The 19386-nt window shown below is 39.2% G+C and carries 15 protein-coding genes; 7 read left to right on the forward strand and 8 right to left on the reverse strand.

What is annotated here, in order from left to right; all coding sequences use genetic code 11:
• Positions 1-2: 2 nt before the first annotated feature.
• Entirely contained in the window at positions 3-2669 is a 2667-nt protein-coding gene (locus BUA98_RS10515) for a S9 family peptidase (protein WP_086065251.1), read from the forward strand.
• Positions 2670-2749: 80 nt separating this feature from the next.
• On the opposite strand, the gene BUA98_RS10520 is transcribed toward BUA98_RS10515, so the two are convergent.
• The 5 genes from BUA98_RS10520 to BUA98_RS10540 all read right to left on the reverse strand — a co-directional run bounded on the left by BUA98_RS10520 (position 2750) and on the right by BUA98_RS10540 (position 6493).
• On the reverse strand, positions 2750-3025 hold the full coding sequence (locus BUA98_RS10520) for a DUF6520 family protein (RefSeq protein WP_072972192.1): 276 nt from the start codon (positions 3023-3025) through the stop codon (positions 2750-2752).
• 106 nt (positions 3026-3131) lie between these two features.
• Positions 3132-3386 carry a hypothetical protein gene (locus tag BUA98_RS10525; RefSeq protein WP_072972196.1) on the reverse strand — a complete coding sequence of 85 codons (255 nt, stop codon included), beginning with the start codon at positions 3384-3386 and terminating at the stop codon, positions 3132-3134.
• Between the two features lie 124 nt (positions 3387-3510).
• The gene (locus BUA98_RS10530; protein ID WP_072972199.1) at positions 3511-5031 is read right to left on the reverse strand and encodes a MauE/DoxX family redox-associated membrane protein; all 1521 of its coding nucleotides are present in this window, start codon (positions 5029-5031) and stop codon (positions 3511-3513) included.
• A 109-nt stretch (positions 5032-5140) separates the two neighbouring features.
• Positions 5141-6064 (reverse strand): helix-turn-helix domain-containing protein, encoded by a 924-nt coding sequence (locus BUA98_RS10535; RefSeq protein WP_086065255.1) that lies wholly within the window; start codon positions 6062-6064, stop codon positions 5141-5143.
• Positions 6065-6109: 45 nt separating this feature from the next.
• Positions 6110-6493, reverse strand: coding sequence for a DUF7793 family protein (locus BUA98_RS10540; protein ID WP_072972204.1), 384 nt, complete (start codon positions 6491-6493; stop codon positions 6110-6112).
• Between the two features lie 242 nt (positions 6494-6735).
• Between BUA98_RS10540 and BUA98_RS10545 the strand changes: the two genes are divergently transcribed.
• The 5 genes from BUA98_RS10545 (at position 6736) to BUA98_RS10565 (ending at position 14277) form a co-directional block, all read left to right on the forward strand.
• Entirely contained in the window at positions 6736-9162 is a 2427-nt protein-coding gene (locus BUA98_RS10545) for a bifunctional aminotransferase class I/II-fold pyridoxal phosphate-dependent enzyme/GNAT family N-acetyltransferase (RefSeq protein ID WP_072972206.1), read from the forward strand.
• Positions 9163-9262: 100 nt separating this feature from the next.
• Positions 9263-10114 (forward strand): RteC domain-containing protein, encoded by an 852-nt coding sequence (locus tag BUA98_RS10550; RefSeq protein ID WP_072972210.1) that lies wholly within the window; start codon positions 9263-9265, stop codon positions 10112-10114.
• 224 nt (positions 10115-10338) lie between these two features.
• Positions 10339-10647, forward strand: a complete 309-nt coding sequence (locus BUA98_RS10555) for a helix-turn-helix domain-containing protein (RefSeq protein WP_072972213.1) — start codon at positions 10339-10341, stop codon at positions 10645-10647.
• Between the two features lie 82 nt (positions 10648-10729).
• Entirely contained in the window at positions 10730-12190 is a 1461-nt protein-coding gene (locus tag BUA98_RS10560; RefSeq protein WP_072972216.1) for a DUF3945 domain-containing protein, read from the forward strand.
• A 5-nt stretch (positions 12191-12195) separates the two neighbouring features.
• A complete protein-coding gene (locus tag BUA98_RS10565; RefSeq protein ID WP_072972218.1) occupies positions 12196-14277 on the forward strand; it encodes a type IA DNA topoisomerase in 2082 nt (693 codons plus the stop codon).
• A gap of 42 nt (positions 14278-14319) precedes the next feature.
• On the opposite strand, the gene mobC is transcribed toward BUA98_RS10565, so the two are convergent.
• Positions 14320-16344, reverse strand: coding sequence for a conjugal transfer protein MobC (gene mobC, locus BUA98_RS10570; RefSeq protein WP_072972221.1), 2025 nt, complete (start codon positions 16342-16344; stop codon positions 14320-14322).
• A 198-nt stretch (positions 16345-16542) separates the two neighbouring features.
• Between mobC and BUA98_RS10575 the strand changes: the two genes are divergently transcribed.
• Positions 16543-17100 (forward strand): hypothetical protein, encoded by a 558-nt coding sequence (locus BUA98_RS10575; RefSeq protein WP_072972224.1) that lies wholly within the window; start codon positions 16543-16545, stop codon positions 17098-17100.
• A gap of 25 nt (positions 17101-17125) precedes the next feature.
• Here the strand turns inward: BUA98_RS10575 and mobB are convergent, their stop codons facing one another.
• Together mobB and mobA are read right to left on the reverse strand one after the other, a co-directional pair.
• On the reverse strand, positions 17126-18424 hold the full coding sequence (gene mobB / locus BUA98_RS10580; protein WP_072972227.1) for a conjugal transfer protein MobB: 1299 nt from the start codon (positions 18422-18424) through the stop codon (positions 17126-17128).
• Position 18425: 1 nt separating this feature from the next.
• Positions 18426-18863, reverse strand: a complete 438-nt coding sequence (gene mobA, locus BUA98_RS10585; protein WP_072972229.1) for a conjugal transfer protein MobA — start codon at positions 18861-18863, stop codon at positions 18426-18428.
• Positions 18864-19386 lie beyond the last annotated feature (523 nt).

Raw genomic sequence — 19386 nt, forward strand, 5'->3', positions numbered from 1 at the left:
CTATGTTTGCCATCTTTAATGTACATAATAGTAAAGACTTCAAGTCCTCTTTGTTGTCTTGTTCAATAGTTTTATTTTTATTTTTTATTTTGCCATTAGTAACCTGTCCCTCTTGGGGGCAGGTGGTGCAAAAAAAACAACTGACTGCTGCTGACTTCCACCTTTGGGGAGAAGTTCATCTGGATAAAATTTCATTTGATGGAAAATGGGCAAGCTATAATCTATCCTATGAAAATGGCATGGATACTTTATTTGTACGAAACATTTCAAATAATAGAACATTTGCTTTTGCAAAAGGTTATAATTCTACTTTTACACCTAGTAACTTTTTTATCTGCCAAAACGACGAGGATCTTCTAATTGAGAATTTGAAAAGCACAAAACAGGAAACTATTACAGGGGTGGTAAAGTATGCCTATTGTCCGGAAAGTAACCATTTGATTTACCTGATAGGAACTGGCCCAAAAGAAAACACTCTCATTATTCGTTCTCTTAAAGATAATACAGCTCAGGAAATCAATTTTGTAACGCAATTTTCCCTCAGCCCAAAAGGTCATCAATTAACTTATGCGACATTATCCCATAATATAAATGCATTACACATAATCGATCTTAAAAATCTAACGAATTCCAAACTTCTTTTATTGGCTCAGGAAAATCAGTTTAAAGGCATTACCTGGCAAAAAGAAGGTCGTTCGGTGGCTTTTCTTACCGCTTCCTCTGATTTTCAGATTAATGGAGTTTTTTATTATAAGAAAGGAAATGATAAACTTTATAAACTTGATCCGCACTCACAGCCGAATTTCCCCGCTGAATCCAATATACGCTATGATGACTATTACCGGTTGACAATCGCGGATGACGCTCACAAAGTCTTTTTCTATATTCAAAACAAAGAGGCTACGGCAAAAATAAAAAAGGAATCAGCTGTTGAAATATGGAACGCTAATGATAAATGGATCTCCACCGAACAGATGCATAATGGTGATTTTGAGAAAATTCCAAAAATTGCACTATGGCAGCCGGATCTGGGCACATTAACTTCTGTCAATTCTGAAAAGCTGCCTGACTTTATAATCTCCAGAGATTTTAAATATGCCATCTTATCAAATCCGACTGACTATGAACCACAATTCAATTCTGAATGCTCAAAGGATTATTACATAATGGACCTTAGCAATTTAGAAATAAAACTTTTTCTGCAGAAACTGCCCAGTTTGGACGGGGAATTAATACTTTCTGCTGCAGGAAAATATATCGCCTATTTCAAGGAAAATAACTGGTGGGTCTATAATATTCAAACAGGTACGCATAATAACATCACTGCAAAAATAGGTGCTAAATTTAAAGGTAAGGAGCGTACACTAGCACCGGAGTCTGTTTGTGGAAGTCCTGGCTGGAGCAATGATGACAAAGAAATTCTGTTATATGATCAGTACGATATTTGGGCTGTTTCCCCACAGGGAACTTCCTTCAAAAGGCTGACCCGGGGAAGAGAAGCGAAGATCCGATACCGAATTGCCGCATATACTTATAATTCATTAGGGAGTACTGTTTTCCATGGTCAAGATTCAAGAACTTTTGACTTGGAAAAAAACTTATTCTTACGGGCTAATGGGCAGGATGAAAAAACCGGTTTTTTTAAATGGAAAAATAAGACTGGTGAAGTACCAATTGTTTTCGCTAACAGCTTTGTGGATGAATTAAAATACAATTCAGATGAAATAAACTTTTATTTCCGTGAACAAAAATTTGACCAGTCACCTTTGCTTATTGTAAAACCGTTTTCCTCTAAAGGAAAAACTTTTTTTAAAAGCAACCCTCAACAACAAAAATATTTTTGGGGCAGGTCAGAATTAATTGAATATGAGAACTCAAAAGGCCAGAAATTAAAAGGTGCGCTATTCTATCCGGCTGGATATGATCCCGAAAAAAAATATCCAATGATTATAAATATTTATGAGATTCAGTCAGATGAACTTCATGTCTATGACAATCCAAGCCTGTACAATGAGAATGGTTTTAATATTTCTGTTTTTACTTGTAATGGCTATTTTGTTTTTTTACCTGATATTATACTCGAAGAACAAAGCCCGGGATTATCAGCAACAGACTGCGTTATATCAGCAACTAAAAAAATAGTGGAAAAAGCAATAATTGATCCTGAGAAAATTGGGCTCATGGGACATTCTTTCGGAGGCTATGAATCTTCATTTATTATTACACAAACACCAATGTTTGCAGCTGCAATTGCCAGTGGAGCCATTACAGATTTAAACAGTTTTTATCATACTGTCAGTCAGCTCGATGGGAGACCCGATATGTGGAGATTTCAAAGCGTACAATGGAATATGAATAAAACACCCTATGAAGCTTTATCAATTTATAATGCTAATTCCCCAATTATCCATGTTGATAAAATCAGTACACCGGTTCTGTTATGGTCGGGCAAACAAGATAAAACAGTTGATATACACCAAAGTTTAGAGTATTATCTAGCGCTTCGCAGATTAGGCAAAAAAAGCATATTGTTACTTTATCCTAATGAAGAACATCTTATTTTGAAACCGCTAAATCAAAGCAATCTTACTCAGCGAATTTTGCAATGGTTTGACTATTATTTAAAAGACGACAAATCTATCAGTTGGATTAACGATGGCACTAAATAAATTGTATTAGTAACAGAGAAAAACCATACAGTTCCATTTCGAAATGTATGGTTTTTTTAGAGTAATAAACATTTCCATCATTATGGGCGATATAACGGTTGTAGGCAATTGTTTTGGGCGTCCTTTTGATATGCTACAGGTCCTGATAATCCTGAAACCCGGCAAAGAGCTGTCCCAAGATCATTACAATTGACCGCAATATCCGTACACTTTCCATCCGGACTGACAGGGTAGCCTATTAATGGTAGAGCAGTAATTTTTGCGGTCCCTTTTTCCATAGCTGTTGATATAAATGCTCCAGAAATTCCAAAGGCTATTATAGTAATTGGCAGAATATTTTTTAATGATTTTTTCATGATTTTTGACTTTTAATGCTGTTGTAAAACTAATTGGATCAAAAAAACAATGCAGCTCCAAATGGAACTGCATTGCCCTTTTGATCTGAACTTTAGTACTTGCATCTTATGGACGATACAATGGTTGTACACAATTATTTTGTGCATCTTTGTTATATGCCACAGGTCCTGAACTAACTCCAAGTCGGCAAATGAAAGTACTAGGGGTATCACTACAGTTCACTGGTGTGTCTGTACATTTACCCTGAGCATTTGCAAGATATCCAATCTTAGGCGGAGCAACACTTTTCGCTGCATTTTGCATAGAGGTTGTTACAAAAGCTCCTGAAATTCCTAACACGGCAACTGCAATAGGTGCCATGTTTCTAATAAATAACTTTTTCATGGTATTAAATTTTAAATTATTATTTGATCTACTTTTTTTTACAGGTGTTCGATCTTCTTCCTGACACTGATCAGTATATTATTCATTTTAAATATGAAATTTAATTAAGTTTCATTTCTTTTTTAAGGACAGGCCGTATCTCGTAGACCACAAGGTTATTGCCTATCAGCGCATACAAATGTGAAGGAGTTACCATAAAAGAATTAAGCTTGTTGCTTTCAGTATGGAATATTGGAAAACTCATTAAATAGGATTTCCTATTCAAATCATATACATCGATGATAAAGGATTTTTCCCATAACTTGTCATTTTCAAATTTTCCTTTTACCTCGGAGTGAACAAAAAGTAAATTTTTACAGACAGCGGCATGTGCATTTACACTAAATGGCGGCGATGACATGGCAAATTGTTTTCCATTATTAAGCGATGCTACTTTTATTTTGGCATGAGTAATTGTGTCTATCGTATGACTTCTATAAACTAATTTTCCCCTCCGATCGATAACCATAAATTCATTGCGGTAATAGTACAGGTAGATAGTTTTTTTTAATTCCTCACTAAAAAGTATAGTCCCGTCTGTATCAAATATCCCGCCGCCCTGCGCCTGCAGCAGGTCCCTGTGGTAAATTATTTTGGGATCACTCTCACCGTTAAAAGTTCCCAGAACATTTGCCGCATTTTTCGCATTATTGGACCTGAATGCTATTGTGGAGCTGTCAACAGGCGAAACTAGAGTAAAATATGGAATACCTTTGAGCTCTTTTGTTACTTTCCAGTTAGATATCCTTCCTCTAAATATAGCCGGAACTGAACCGTCCGTCAGATAAAAATACCGACCCCTAACTAAAATCTTTACGCTCCTAAAAGGGATTTTTTGAGGATCAAAAACAATAGTGTTCTTTTTTGAATTTTGAATGCCGGCATCAACTGATAGAATATGCAGCGGATCAGTAAAGTTCCCAAGAAATACCTTATTATTGTAAGAGCCTGCAAGATAATAGGAATTAAATTTTAAATCTTTTGCAGAGATAAACACAACCGGATGCTGTGAATATCGTCTTATGAATGGGTTATCATGATGCATTATATCTTCCGAACTCAGGAATAAAATTATAACGGTGCCGGCGCTCAAGACAACTGTAGCAGAAATCCATTTGACGGATTTAAGAAGGCTCGAACTATTGTCATGCCCATCCGGGGAATTACTGAAAATGATCGCTACCGTGGTAAGAATCATAAATACAATATTAAAAATCAAATGCACATTCCAGCTCATTTTTTCCAATATGCCGCCACATGAACAAGGAACAAAAGAACTGTAATGCAGTATGATAAATATATAAGCTGTAAACATTGTCATCAAACTTAATGACGCTATCAAGCCTTTCTTGCGGGATGTCGGAATGATAAGCATTAGTACTATTAGCAGTTCAACAATCGGAACCAACCATGAAACCCAGGAAGCAAATGCGCTTAAGAGGGGCGACTGCCCTAACTGAACCTGGAAATTCTCAAAATCTAATAATTTGCTTACTGCAGCATAAACAAAAAGCAGTATATAAAGTAGAGTTACTACTTCAGTTATATATAATCTTAATTTAGTATTTGCAATAAGTATCATAATACAGTACATTGAAATCGACAATGTAAAATTGAGATTTTCAAGTCAATAACACTTGTACTATCGGGAGCGATACTTACTCAGGAAGGATTTATATCGCCTGCAAGACTTAATTCTCCGTTTTATTCCGGGCGAGCTCTTTTGGAGAAAATCCAAAACGTTTTTTAAACGATTTAGAAAAGTTTGGATAACTGTTAAAGCCGTTCATAAATGAAATATTTTTTAGAGGAATATCTGTCTGCTCAATCATGAGATAAGCTCTTTTGAGCCGCTCCTCAGTATAAAACTGGTAAATGCTTGTATGGAAAAAATATCTGAATCCATCCTTAAGTTTGAAATCATTAGTACCGAACTGCCTTGCAAGGTCCTTTATCGATGGCAGGGGTTCTGCTAAGTTCGCTAATATGTAATCGTATACTCTTTGTACTAAGCGTGCATCTGTTTTCGTCAAATTGTGATGGCGTCCTAATTTTATTCCGAATGGTTCGGTAGAAGTTTCGTTAACCTGAAGAAAAGGGGCCACGAAACTTAATGCGATGAAGCTTCCCTCCGACAATCGAGATACCGAACACTGTGCGCTTACAGTTAGTTTTTTGAAGGTTATAAAATTTAATGTAATAATTTCACCAGATAGAAGCCTTTCTTTTATTGCATTTCTTTCGACATCCGATATTTTGGATATTTCCTCGTCTTCAATCTTTAAAAAATCATGGATGGGCCTGTCGATCATATTTTTAGCGTCAAAGCCTAAAATTTCCAAAGCACCCTGATTCACATTTTTTATGCGATTATTTTCATCTAGAATAAATATTGCAAGAGTTGCCATCCTGTGCGTAATATATGGATTAACAAACCCGGAATGAAATGCGGACTCCTTAAGTTCCTCGGCGACCATATTAACCAGGACAACTAAAGTTTCAATTTCGTCATCATAACTGCTTAAGGGAATATGGTTATTGAAATTGCCCCTTGCCATTTCAAATAACATCTTGTGCATGGATACCATCCGCTGAAGGTTGTGAGGGCTTTTCATCTACGTTAATTTTTATATACTTCTGTCTACGTGTTTATGTTGTTATTAAACGAAGTCCTTTAGATATTCCAATGCCTCATTCTCAACGGTAAATATACGGGTGGGAACGGACGGCCTGCTGATTTCCAGATAAAAAGTGCTCATAGTTATAGAAACATTTTCACTGCCAATCAGAGCGACTGCTTTAGCAAGCAGTGATCCTGACTTGGCCAGATAGTCCCTGGCTGCCTTGTCAATTGATATTATTCCCCTGGTATCGCAAAACACACATAGATACCTATCATTTTGAAATGCAATCCTGTCCGCAACTACGCGCATTGCTACCTGCAAATCAATTGCTGTATTAGCTTTATATTCGAAAAAGAGGATGCCATTTTCTATCCAAAACCTTGCATTTTGATTCTCAAAAGATTCATATGAGGCAATCATGACGTGTTTATTTAAAACTGAAATTTAACAAAATTATAAAGATTTAGAAACATTATTATTGTCAAATGTGGATTAATTCTTGCAAAACTAAGCAATTTGTTGTCAAATCGGGAATTACGCTTGCCAAATTGGGAGTAAAATATGTGTAAGTAAAAGTAGTTTCATTTTTTATAAGGAATTTTAACTATCAATTTTCGAAACCCACCTAACAATTAAATCAAAAACTTAAAATCTTATAAAAAATGGCAAAAATAAAGCACAATAATTTTATCGATACAGTCGACACTGTTTTTTCAAGTGCAAAAGATAATGGCCTATTGCACCTCTACACAGAAGGCGAATATCTCAATGGCCGAACAATAAAAATTAACGGTAGCGAAATGCTTCATTTTGGCACTACAGGATATCTTGGGCTTGAACAGGACAAAAGGTTAAAAGATGCTGCAATAAATGCCATAACTAATTATGGGACGCAGTTCCCACTTTCTAAAACATACCTCTCGCATCCCCTATATGCGGAACTGGAAAACAAGATAGAACAGATGTACGGCATACCTCCTATTATAACAAAGAACAGTACCCTTGGACATATCGCAATTATTCCAACCTTGATAAGAGATGAAGATGCGGTTATTATGGACCATCAGGCCCATTGGAGTGTACAGAATGCCTGTCAGGTTCTTAAGCTTAGGGGAATACCAGTGGAGATGATACGACATAATAACCTGGAAATGCTGGAAGAAAAAATTCGGAGACTAATGGGCAAATCGGGCAAAATATGGTACATGGCCGATGGTGTATATTCTATGTACGGCGATTATGCGCCAGTACAGGAACTGTTGAACCTTGCCCGAAAGTATCCGCAGCTTCACCTCTATTTTGATGATGTCCATGGAATGAGCTGGAAAGGAAAAAATGGTACTGGTTTTATCTTTGATGCCATTGGAAGTCTGGAAGAAAATATTGTGGTTGTCAGCACACTTAGCAAAACATTTGGAGCCAGCGGCGCTACCTTTTTCTGCAGTGATAGTAAATTACGTGAGAAGATTAAAACTTTTGGCGGCCCTCTTACCTTCTCTGCTCAACTAGAGCCGGCATCGGTAGCAGCAGCCATTGCATCCTGCAACATACATCTTTCTTCTGAAATCGAAGAGCTTCAGACCGAGCTTGCAAAAAAAACAGCTCATTTCGGAACACTACTTTCAAAAAGCAGCCTGCCACTGGTATCTGAAAACGATTCTCCTGTTTTCTTTCTTGGAATGGGGACGCCCGCTACTGCTTACAATTTCACGAAGCGGCTCTTCAAAGAAGGCTTTTACCTCAACCTTGGCATATACCCGGCTGTACCAATAAAAAATACCGGAATACGTATCACCATATCTGCACATAACCGGATCGAAGATATTTCCGAGCTTGCGCGTGCAATGGATTACCATTTCCATAAATCGGTCGAAGAGACCTGCAGCAGTGATGAAAAGATACGGCTAGCCTTTAGAATGGAAATCAGAACAAAACTTCCTGCTAAAAAACAACACAGCGACCTGATGCAAATCGACGAGCAGACTACGATAAAGAACATCGATAAGCAGGAATGGAACAGATATTTGGGTGCCTATAATATTCTTGATTGGGATGGAATGCTGTACCAAGAGCATACTTTCGCAAATAGCCAGGATCCCGCCACTAAGATGGACTTCTTCTATTATATAATCCGTGACCAGAAGATGCAGATCGTATTGATGACATACTGCACATTCGGTCTATGGAAAGATGATATGCTTTCTACAGAATCAGTGTCCAGACATCTCGAAGAAACTCGAAAAACAGACCCTATGCATATGACCTCCAAAGTGCTAAGTACCGGCTCGTTGTTTACCGAGGGCTTGCACAGTTATATTGACGATGATCATCCCCTGGCAGAGCAATCAATGCAAATACTATTGCATAAGCTTGAAGAAAACTACAATTCACTAGGTGCCGATATGCTAGTTCTACGTGATTTCAAGCCTGGATTTCGCTGGGATGAAATGATTAGAAACCAAGGCTATTTCAAGATCGATATGCCAGAATCATGTGTTATTGAACATAATCATCTGCGTGTATTCGAGAACTATGGTTCGATTCTTTCTAGCCGCTCCCGCCAGCACTTCAATAAGGAAATACTGCCATTTGAAAAATTCTATGATGTAAAAATAAAAGATTGCCTTAACGAGGAAGAACTAAACAGGGCCTACCTTCTGTATCGCGAAGTTAAAAAGCGCAACCTCGCAATAAATACCTTTACTTATAGCAGGGAAGTATTTCAAAACATGAATAGTTCTCCTAACTGGGAATTCATAATCCTGACCCTCAAAGATGTACCAGAAAAAGATTTCATAGGCATAATGTTCTGCTACAAAAATCCATCGTCCGTGTATGTGCCCGAACTTATCGGCATGGACTATGCTGCAGGCGATGGCTTCAATCTATACAGGCAGCTTCTCTATCAAACCATCAAAAGAGCACGAGAACTTCAGATTAAGCGTATCGATTTCGGCATATCTGCAACTTTCGAGAAGAAAAAACTTGGCGCATCTATATTACCGAAGGTCGCTTATGTACAAGCCAGGGATAATTACGCTATGGAACTTATGCAGACATTGCAGAACGAAACCAACACCGCGCGCTGATATAACACATTTTAATTTCCAACGAAAAGTGACTTCATAACGTTTCAGGGCAGTAACGCCCTCGCTTTTCCTTGTTCATATAAATCTAAACTCTGTTGCCATGATAAGATCTACATGTGATAACGCGCTTCAGGTTATTCGAAAAGCAGAACAGGAATTCAGCTTAGATCCTGAACATATAATTGAAAAATCCTACCACATGACCACCGTGCTGCGCAACTTGCTATGCACGGTTAAAAAAAATGTATTAGAAAAAGGTTTTTCAGATGAAAATGAAGAGATCAATTTTTTTAAAAGTGTTAAGCCCCAAATACTGGGAAAACTTATCTTCTATAATAAGGTTTTTCGCATTGAGGCAGCTTGCCCCGTAGTGAGCGGCAAGATGCATCATAAATATTTTTCAAATGAGCTCAACATGCTCAAACAGGAATATAAAGAACACTTTTATAATACTGATTTCTATCGGTACTACCGCACGGGAAGAACTGAATGGGACCATCATTTTTTTTGTCTCGGAAAAATAGATCTGCATGAAGGAGTCAATAGTTTCGTTTTTGAAATAGACACTCAATTCTCTACCTATTACGATTATAAAGTAGCACGCATAATTGCAAACGAATTACTTTACAGTTACCTGCTTTCCAAAATTGAACCCGATACTTCGCAAAACAATCTGTTTGCAGACGGAAATAACAGTAACAGGGATTTTTTCTGGACAGACTCAAAAAATGCCCTGATCGAGTTAATTTACGCACTTCATGCCTCAGGAAGCATTTCCCATGGTAAAGCGGGAATCCGCAAAATAAGTATGGTTTTTCAGCTGCTTTTCAGAATCCAGCTAGGTGATGTCCATCATGCCTACCATCGAATGAAAGACAGGGCGGACAGCAAAAGCATTTTTCTGGACCAGCTGAAATCGTCACTTAAACAGCATATGGAAAAGGAAGCTTAGACCATTATCACAGCAATTGTCTTACCAATGTCATGCAATTGGCAGCTGCTGCGCTAAGGCGGAGCAATAGTTCAAAATACTCGCCAACAGTTGCAAAACGGTAAATCTCAAATGCTCGATAATTGTTAAAATCTTCATAAAACACATTTTTCCATTGGCTTTCATTGGCAGATTAAAAGTTTTGTCATACTCAACTTTGCAGAATTAATGCAAAGGATATCAACATGAATATAGATAGAATGGAATTCATATCGTGGATGGAACGGATCATAGAACGTTTCGATCTCATGACCGCGCATATCAATGATTTGGAAAAAAAGCGCGGAACTGTTGACGGCGAAGAACTTTTAGACAACCAGGATATTTTACAGATGCTAAAGATAAGTTCCAGGTCACTGCAGCGATACAGGTCTTCTGGCAGGCTACCTTACTATACGATCAGCGGAAAGATATATTACAAGCTGTCGGATGTACATCAGTTCATCAGGGACAGTTTTACTGCCCGCATTCCTATTAGATGCGACAACAAGTGAAAAATGAAGCCAGTTGGCTCCCTTTGCCGTTCAACGGTAAGGCATCTTTTAATTTCGCAAATGAATTCAAAAATCTCAGACTATGGATAAAAAAACTGAAAATACAGTCCGACCTCATGAAGAACTGACAGATATACTGCTGGTATTTGACAAAGAGAAAAAGAAAATTATGGCTGTGAAGGGACTGGATGAAAACGGCAATCTGGAAACCGTGCAGCCTGTAAAGAAAAACCAGAACCAATTTATGCGTGTGGACAGGCAAGGCGATCTGTTTTCCAATTTCTTCTCCAATTTTTTCAGCCAGCTGAAAAACCCCACAAATTTCATGTTCTTCAAAGTTCCCGAACCTTTAGCTATTGATGCAGCGAAGGAACTTCAGAAAAACATCAATGAACCGACATCTACTATAGAAGAAATAATAGAGCAGAATAAAATTAAAACAGAAGTGCAGGAAAATAATAAACAAGTAAATAAAAATAATATGGAAACAACACAGACAAATCCGGAAACAAGTGAATACAAATTCAAACCGGAGCAGATTGATTGGGAAACATTAAACCATTTGGGTTTAAGCAAAGAAAAACTTGAAAAAATGAGCCTGCTCGATCCGCTGCTTAAAGGATACAAAACAAATGAGCTTGTACCGGTCAGTCTTAACCTTGGTACTGCGGTTACAAGATTGGATGCCCGATTATCCCTTAAACAAAACGACGAAGGACAGGTTGTCGTGGCCATACACGGCATCCGTAAAGGGCCTAATCTAAATTTTCCGTTCTTCGGTCACGAGTTTAGCAAGGAAGATAAAGAAAATCTGCAGCAGACTGGTAATATGGGTCGCGTAGTGAACCTTACGAATCCAAAAAATAATGAGATCATGCCCTCTATTATCAGTATTGACAGACTTACCAATGAAGTGGTAGCGCTACGTACTGATTTCATTAAAATCCCTGACGATATTAAAGGGATAAAACTGAACGATCAGCAGAAACAGACTTTGCTGGAAGGAAAACCTCTTCTTTTGGAAAATATGGTTTCCAAGAAAGGAACTGCTTTTGATGCAACTGTACAATTCAATGCAGATAAACGTTTTGTAGAGTTTCTTTTTGACAGAACAGACTCCAATAAACAGGCACATGGCAATCAGCAGAACCAGACTCCCGGGGCGCCAAAAATCTTTCGTGACAAAGAACTTGACAGTGAGCAACATCAAAAACTGAAAGACGGCCAGACCGTTTATATCAGCGGTTTAGTGGATAAGAAAGGCAAGGAATATAATGGCTACATTACGTACAGCAAGGAAACTAATAAAACAGAATTTTCATTCCAGAACCCAGACAAGATCAAAGAACAGATAAAACCTTCTGAGGCGCATAAAACACAGACTGCTGTCAATTCCGAAGGAAAAACCAATGAGGCTACTAAGAATATAAACGAGCCTTTAAAATCGGGACAGTCAAATCCTGATAATAAAAAACAACAGGAGCAACAGGGGCAACTGGAAGTATCCGATTCATCTTCTCAATCCAAAGGCCGTAAAAGGTAAAATGTATGATAACTGTTATTGCAGAAAAACCCAGTGTAGCAAGGGAAATAGCCGTACTGCTTGGAGCCACAGAAAAAAAAGAGGGCTACCTGACAGGCAACGGCTATTTTGTTACATGGGCATTTGGACATTTAATTGGGCTGGCGATGCCGGAAGATTACGGAATTACCGGATTTCAGAAATCCTCCCTTCCAATATTACCCAATCCTTTTTTATTGATGATACGCAAGGTCAAAAAGGATAAAATCTATAGCACAGATATGGGCGCTTTGGCGCAGATAAAAATTATTGAGGATGTCATTGAACGAAGCGAAAAGATTATTGCTGCGACCGATGCAGGACGGGAGGGCGAATTAATATTCCGCTACATCTACCAATACCTTAAGTGCAGCAAGCCATTTGAGCGTTTATGGATCAGTTCCCTTACTGAAAAAGCCATTAAGAAAGGCTTTGAAAATCTGAAACCGGGAAGCGATTTTGACGGACTTTTTAAGGCTGCACAAAGCAGAAGCCGTGCCGATTGGCTCGTTGGGATCAATACCTCGCAGGCACTAAGCATAGCGGCAGGTGATGGCGTTTATTCACTAGGCAGGGTCCAGACCCCTACCCTCGCCTTGATCTGCAGGCGTTATCTGGAAAACAAAAACTTTTCCGTTAAGCAGTACTGGCAGATAGAATTACAGCATACAAAAGACTTCATTGATTTTAAAAGCCTTTCAAAAAACAAATGGGAAAATGATATAAAGGGGGCTCAAGATACACTGAAGTCCATCAAAAGAAACGATAATACCGCGACAGTTGTATCGGCAGAAACCATAAATTTGACAGAACAGCCTCCATTGCTCTTTGACCTTACCGGCTTGCAGAAAGAAGCCAATATAAAACTAAACCTGTCTGCACAGGAAACACTGAACGTCGCTCAAATCCTGTATGAAAAGAAACTGATAACCTATCCACGAACCGGCAGCAAGTATATACCCGAAGATGTATGGGATACAATCCCAGGCCTGGTCAGTGGTTTGCAGGACAATAAAATCTTCAGGCAAGAGATTTTAAAAGTAAAATTGGGACATTTAAACAAACGAATCGTCAATGACCTTCGTGTTACCGATCACCATGGATTGCTGACCACAGAAAAAATCCCCTCGTCCCTCCCCGCAAAAGAAAATGCAGTTTATAATATGATTGCCCTCAGGCTGCTTGAAGCGGTTTCACAACCGTGTATCAAAGAGACAACCAAAATCATACTAGAGGTTCTGCACCTTGATTTTATACTTCATAGCAGTAGAATAACAGAGCCAGGCTGGCGTTCGATCAGAGGCAGCTTTTATGAAAAGGAAGCTCCGCAGGAACTGCCAGATCTTAAAAAAGGCGATCAGTTCAAAATCAAAAATGGTTATGTTCTGGAAAAGAAAACAGTTCCTCCGGTTCTGTACACCGAAGCAGGGATTTTATCTGCAATGGAGACAGCCGGACAGGACATCGAAAAGCCGGAAGGATCCAGCGCTATGCAAAGTATTGCCATCGGTACGCCCGCGACAAGATCCGGTATCATAGAGACCCTTTTTGCCCGCAATTATATAGAGAGGAAAAAAAGGTCACTCCTGCCTACTCAAAAAGGCCTACAGGTTTACGAGCTGGTTAAGGACAAGAAAATTGCCGATGCAGCAATGACCGCCCAGTGGGAGGGTGCCTTAAAAAAAATCGAAAACAATGAAGCTGATGCGGAAGTTTTTCAAAAGGAAATGGAAATGTACACGTCCTGCATCACATATGAATTGATGCAAACTTCCACTGTTCAAAATAGCCAAAGGCAGCTCTTATGTCCCAAATGCAAAAATCACAATCTCATTATCAGGGACAAAATTGCCAAATGCAAAGACGAGGCATGTAACTGGTTTCAGTACCGCAGCATCTGCGGCGTACATTTAAGCTTGTCTGAAATTGAAAAACTTGTTCTTCACGGCAGGACCTCTCTCATAAGCGGTATGAAAAGCAAAGCCGGAAAGGAATTTAGCGCTTATATCGTACTGAACGAACAAGGGGGAACCTTTTTTGAATTCGGTACAAGACAAGCTAAAAAATAATGCTCGCCGAAATTGTAACGCTTACTAAGGATTGAGGGACCATCAAATTGCTGATGGTCCTTTTTTTTGCTCTTTTTGTATCAGGTGTTGTAGAGAAGGATCGTTTTTAATGCGGTTAAGCTCTACTTCTATAACCTTGACAATATCTAGTTTTATTCTTTTATAATTGGCGTCAATCTCCCTCTTCATTGTATCGTTCCCGTTGTCATCAATAAAATTTAATATTTGGGGAATATCGTGATACGCTTTGGCGTCAGCAGTTACTTTTTCATTATCTACAACAATTTCAGCATGAAACATTTTCTGCTCGATACGCTCATCAAAATTGTCCGAAACTGCCCCTACAAAGAAGCCTTGCGTTAATGTTGAAATTTTGGAAGCTGGAATGAGGCTGTCTAATTGCGTCGATATGGAGGTGGATGTGTCACTGCGGTTTATGCTCATGCTTTGTCTCCTCTGCAGAATCTTACCGAAACGCTCCGACAGGTTTTTCGCAGTTTCGCCTACGACCTGGCCGCTGAAAATATTGCCAACGGTATTTTGGATAACCTTGCTTTCCTTGTCGCCGTAATCCCTGTTTAATTGTGAAAAATCCTGAAAGCCAAGACAGACTGCTACCTTGTTGCTGCGGGCTGTGGCAATAAGATTATCCAGTCCCCGGAAATAAATAGTCGGCAGCTCATCAATAATTACCGAACTTTTTAACTGTCCCTTTTTATTTATCAGTTTTACAATGCGGGAATTGTACAGCCCAAGTGCCGCAGAGTAGATGTTCTGACGGTCGGGGTTATTGCCGACACATAATACTTTTGGCTCTTTGGGATTATTAATATCCAGCGAAAAATCATCACCGGTCATTACCCAGTAAAGGCTTGGGGAGATCATACGGGATAAAGGAATCTTCGCTGATGCAATCTGGCCCTGCAGCTGATCCTGCGCCCCGCCCTGCCATGCATCCATAAACGGTGATAAATAGTTCTCCAGCTCTGAATATGATGTGAGAATCGTAAAAACGTCTGCATATTTTTTATTCAAGAGCTCAATGGCATGGGGAAAGGTACAGTGTCTGCCGTTATCATAGATTTTAAGAAACCAGATAATCGCAGCCAAAAGAATAATAGGACTCTCAACGAAGAAATCTCCCTGCTTTTGTATCCAGCTCCTGTTCAGGTTGAGCATTATGGTGTATGCGGCCTCATATGCATCCGAAATATCGGTCATGAAATCGGGATTCAGGGGATTGCAGCGGTGACTTTTCCTCGGGTCATCAAAGTTGATTACATAGAATTTAGGCTTGACTTTGTACCTGTTATGATGCTTCAGTAAATGATTGTAGGCTATAGTGGAAAGGTCGTCAAACTTGAAGTCATAGATGTACATTGAAAATCCTTTTTCAATCTGCTGCTTGATGAAATTGTTTACGATAGCGTATGATTTACCCGATCCCGGCGTGCCAAGCACAATTGTTGCCCTAAATGGATTCACTATATTTATCCAGCCATTATTCCACTTGTTTTTATAAAAGAACCGGGTAGGAAGGTTGACCGAATATTCGTTTTGCATGAGTTTTGTCTCCTGCTGGAAACTTTCATTCTCATTATTGAATACATCATCCATCAGGTTGGTGCGCAAAAGACGACTAGCCCAGACTCCAGCTACCATTAAAGCGATGTATCCCAGTCCTAATGTAAGGATATAAAAGAAGGCTGCTGTTTCCTCGGGCAGCCTCAACAACGGGGCATTTAAAAAGAATAAAACAAAGCCCGTACCGAAAGCACTATAGATCTTAGCCCGGGAAATTTTCTCATTCTTTACGCCCTTAGTTCCAAGGCAGCTTAAAGCAAGTAATAGAACGGCAAAAACTTTCGTATAAAGCTTATGCGAAAACAGGCCCGCTGCACGGTCGAAACTGCCCAATATCTTATTAACGGTTAGCTGTGTCCATCCTTTTTCCAGAAAAAAACCATAACAGTACCAATATATATGCATTAGTACTATCAGTATACTAACTGCTCTCATGAATGCCATTATCTTGGCTAGCCCTCTTAAATCATCATCGCCCTGCATTTTACAATGTTTAATGTTAGGGCGTGAAATTAAATGCTGTTCACCGCGGCATTAAGAACAAGGCGGACTTTAGCTGCTTCTGTCCTCCTTTGGCGCGCGTCCTCCAGTCGGCTTTAATTTTTATATCAATATTTTTAGTAAATTTATAACCCTGAATACCAAAGTCTTATCTGATAGACAAGTAAACATTAAGCAAAAATGAAATATAATAATCCTGATGCTTTTGCGGAAGAAAGTGAGACTGAATATGAAACACGGAAAAGCATAGAAAGCCAATCCGCAACCGGTTTTATGTTTGGGATTGGCGGCCTGCTTTTTTTGGCTTTTAAAATTGCTGTTATTTTCGGCATCTATTTCTATGCTGGATTTATGCTGTCAAAAAAGCTGTGTGGAGAAGACACCGGCCAATTTAGAATTTGGGCGCTTACACTTTTATTCACCTATTTAATTTTTTGCATCATCTATTTTTTCAAGGGCATTGTCATTGGCCTGCGGGCAAAGAAAAGCAATTTATGGATAGTGCCCTGGGCAGTCTGTTTACTGGTATGCTGTATTGCTCCAGCCCTTATAGTGAAATCATTTGTGGCAGCAATGCTTAACCTGAAAGAGAAACAAGATCTAGCTTACAGTGTAATCAGCTGGTTCGTATTTGTACTTTCTGCGATATACATATATGGCATTTACCGGTTCAAGACGGCAAACGCGCCGAGGCTCCTTTACTGGAGTTATGCTTTTGGTCTGAGAGTGTCTTTATAACTTGTTATTAGATTAACCGTAAAACCTATTTATTCTTCCTGCGCTTTCTTTTCTTTCTCATTTCAGCGGCAAAATTATCCTCCTGATAATCTTCTCCGTGAGCTCCTGGTATCAGTCCTCCAAAACCTTCTAATGAAAAGAAGTTTTCTTCATATAGTACCTCTCTTATTTTAGGCAGAAAATTAAAAAGTTCGTGTGGATCCTCATCCTGAAGATCGTCATAATTGTGCTGTACGTGTTTCGACTTTGACGCTGCGTCTTCCGTTGAACTGGCGACTGTCTTGTTGCTCCAATGCTCATTAAATGCATTAGCTGAAAATTCAGTTCCCAGACGCGAACCGTTACATACTGTTCTGGAATTGTGGTCAATAAAAGTGATCCCGTAAATTCGACCTGCGCCGTTTCTGCGGATAACCGGGTTAATCCCATGCCTAATTAACTGCCTTTTAAAATCTTCTTCGTTATCAGTTGATTGAACTGCTATACCTATTGTCTCCTTTAGTTTAGATTTTTTTCCATTTTCCTTTACAGCTTCCTTGCATCGCGCAAAATGAGCATCCAAAGCCGGAAGCCCTGCATTCTTCCCGAATAACGAAGCTTTGAGAGGATTCCCTGCCTTTTCTCCATTTTCATTTAATGGGATATACAATAACCCCTGCCTGATATTTCCTTCTAACTGGCTCTCCACTTTTTCAACAGTAATATTAAACAGTGAAAGAAGGGCATTATATTCGCCCAATGTCTGAAATTGATAGTATTTGGGAAGATGCCTGACTACAGATGCAATCTGGCTTTTCACATCGCCTCCGAGGTAATCCACCGAATTGAAAATTTTCTCTTGTCCCTTACCCTCTTTGTCCACTGCGGCCATCAGTCCATAGTTTCTTTCCAGCTCCCGGCAAACGGCCATAGATCTTCTCTTCTCAAACTTATCTGAGATCTTTTTGCCCTCTTCATCTACACATACCGTCACGATATGGATATGCGCACGTTCAATATCGGTGTGTTTGAAAACTGCAAAAGGCTGTTGCCCGTATCCCATTTCCACCATGTAATGCTCTGCGATCGCTATAAGTCCTTCATCGCTTACATTATCCCTCGGGTCAGGATTTAGTGAAATATGTACTACGGGTTTTTCCGTATTGCGGTTGGCAAGCAGGTAAGGCTCAAAGGACCGTGCTAACAGTGCAGTTGAATATGTCCCGCCTGCAGTTTCGATCATCCTGCTTGTAAACAGTACCTGTCCTTCTTCTTTTTGCACTTTGAGCTGATTATACGCCAATGCGCCATATAAATTGCTGCCTCTTCCAATTTTCGCGATCATTTTAATGCTCCTTTTTCAAGTGTTTATCTTCAAATTCTTGTGCTATCAGAATAATTTTTCGGCACAATGCTGCAAATTCGGCGGTCTGTTTTTCCAGTTTGTACAAGTATGCGGCAGCCTTTTTCTCCGAAAAATTGCGGTACAAAAGTTTTACGACCTGATTATAATTTACCCCTGCCGACCGGAACTGGCTGTGAAATGAGGTCAGCCTCATATAAAAATCAACTGTTCCCTTGTCTATTTTAACGGTTTTTATTTCCCTTTCAAATAGAAGCGATATGATAAATTTTGCCTTATTATGCATTCCCGACGTTTCATACAGTGATAAAAGTTCAGCATTTTCCCTTTCGGTCAGACGAAATACATGCCTGTGTATACTGGGATCAATTTTGGGATTCCTGCCCCCTTTGCCGCCATTAGCGTTATTTTTTTCTTTCATCTCAAATCCATTTTAAATTCTCCAAAAAACCTGACTTCGGAAGGTTTTTTCAGCCCCCGGCAGGGCAAGTTGTTTTGGGGCACGAACAGCGTTTCGAGTGCCTCAAAACACAACTTGCCGTGTTCTGGCGAACACAAAATCCGCCCTTCGGGACGGATTAAATGTAGAAGGATTGACAGCCTTAAGCTGTCCTTTTTGCCACCAGATAATGCAGGCTGTTTTTCGATACGTTCACTAATAAATATCATTCTACAAAGTAAAAAAGTCTTTGGCAAAACCTTACACAGCAGCATAATGCCGAAAGATTCCATGGAACGCCAACTGGTTCCAACTATAAACGAGTACATACATATCTGTGTTTCTTTGTGCGTGCAGTAAGATGCGGGGAGGTAATTATGTAGTGACCTAATTACTTAATCAGGTATGCACTAGCATAGATTCAGATTTACAGAATTGCAATTATACATAAATAGGTCGATTGGCACATGCTTATATATCCGCCCATAAACTCAAATGCATATTT

It is taken from the genome of Flavobacterium saccharophilum, from assembly GCF_900142735.1.
GTDB lineage: Bacteria > Bacteroidota > Bacteroidia > Flavobacteriales > Flavobacteriaceae > Flavobacterium > Flavobacterium saccharophilum.

What these genes read in the sequence shown, in the direction of transcription:
- BUA98_RS10515 (WP_086065251.1), top strand. Translation starts at nt 3, where the DNA reads ATGTTTGCCATCTTTAATGTACATAATAGTAAAGACTTCAAGTCCTCT.
- BUA98_RS10520 (WP_072972192.1), bottom strand. Translation starts at nt 3,025, where the DNA reads ATGAAAAAATCATTAAAAAATATTCTGCCAATTACTATAATAGCCTTT.
- BUA98_RS10525 (WP_072972196.1), bottom strand. Translation starts at nt 3,386, where the DNA reads ATGGCACCTATTGCAGTTGCCGTGTTAGGAATTTCAGGAGCTTTTGTA.
- BUA98_RS10530 (WP_072972199.1), bottom strand. Translation starts at nt 5,031, where the DNA reads ATGATACTTATTGCAAATACTAAATTAAGATTATATATAACTGAAGTA.
- BUA98_RS10535 (WP_086065255.1), bottom strand. Translation starts at nt 6,064, where the DNA reads ATGAAAAGCCCTCACAACCTTCAGCGGATGGTATCCATGCACAAGATG.
- BUA98_RS10540 (WP_072972204.1), bottom strand. Translation starts at nt 6,493, where the DNA reads ATGATTGCCTCATATGAATCTTTTGAGAATCAAAATGCAAGGTTTTGG.
- BUA98_RS10545 (WP_072972206.1), top strand. Translation starts at nt 6,736, where the DNA reads ATGGCAAAAATAAAGCACAATAATTTTATCGATACAGTCGACACTGTT.
- BUA98_RS10550 (WP_072972210.1), top strand. Translation starts at nt 9,263, where the DNA reads ATGATAAGATCTACATGTGATAACGCGCTTCAGGTTATTCGAAAAGCA.
- BUA98_RS10555 (WP_072972213.1), top strand. Translation starts at nt 10,339, where the DNA reads ATGAATATAGATAGAATGGAATTCATATCGTGGATGGAACGGATCATA.
- BUA98_RS10560 (WP_072972216.1), top strand. Translation starts at nt 10,730, where the DNA reads ATGGATAAAAAAACTGAAAATACAGTCCGACCTCATGAAGAACTGACA.
- BUA98_RS10565 (WP_072972218.1), top strand. Translation starts at nt 12,196, where the DNA reads ATGATAACTGTTATTGCAGAAAAACCCAGTGTAGCAAGGGAAATAGCC.
- mobC (WP_072972221.1), bottom strand. Translation starts at nt 16,344, where the DNA reads ATGCAGGGCGATGATGATTTAAGAGGGCTAGCCAAGATAATGGCATTC.
- BUA98_RS10575 (WP_072972224.1), top strand. Translation starts at nt 16,543, where the DNA reads ATGAAATATAATAATCCTGATGCTTTTGCGGAAGAAAGTGAGACTGAA.
- mobB (WP_072972227.1), bottom strand. Translation starts at nt 18,424, where the DNA reads ATGATCGCGAAAATTGGAAGAGGCAGCAATTTATATGGCGCATTGGCG.
- mobA (WP_072972229.1), bottom strand. Translation starts at nt 18,863, where the DNA reads ATGAAAGAAAAAAATAACGCTAATGGCGGCAAAGGGGGCAGGAATCCC.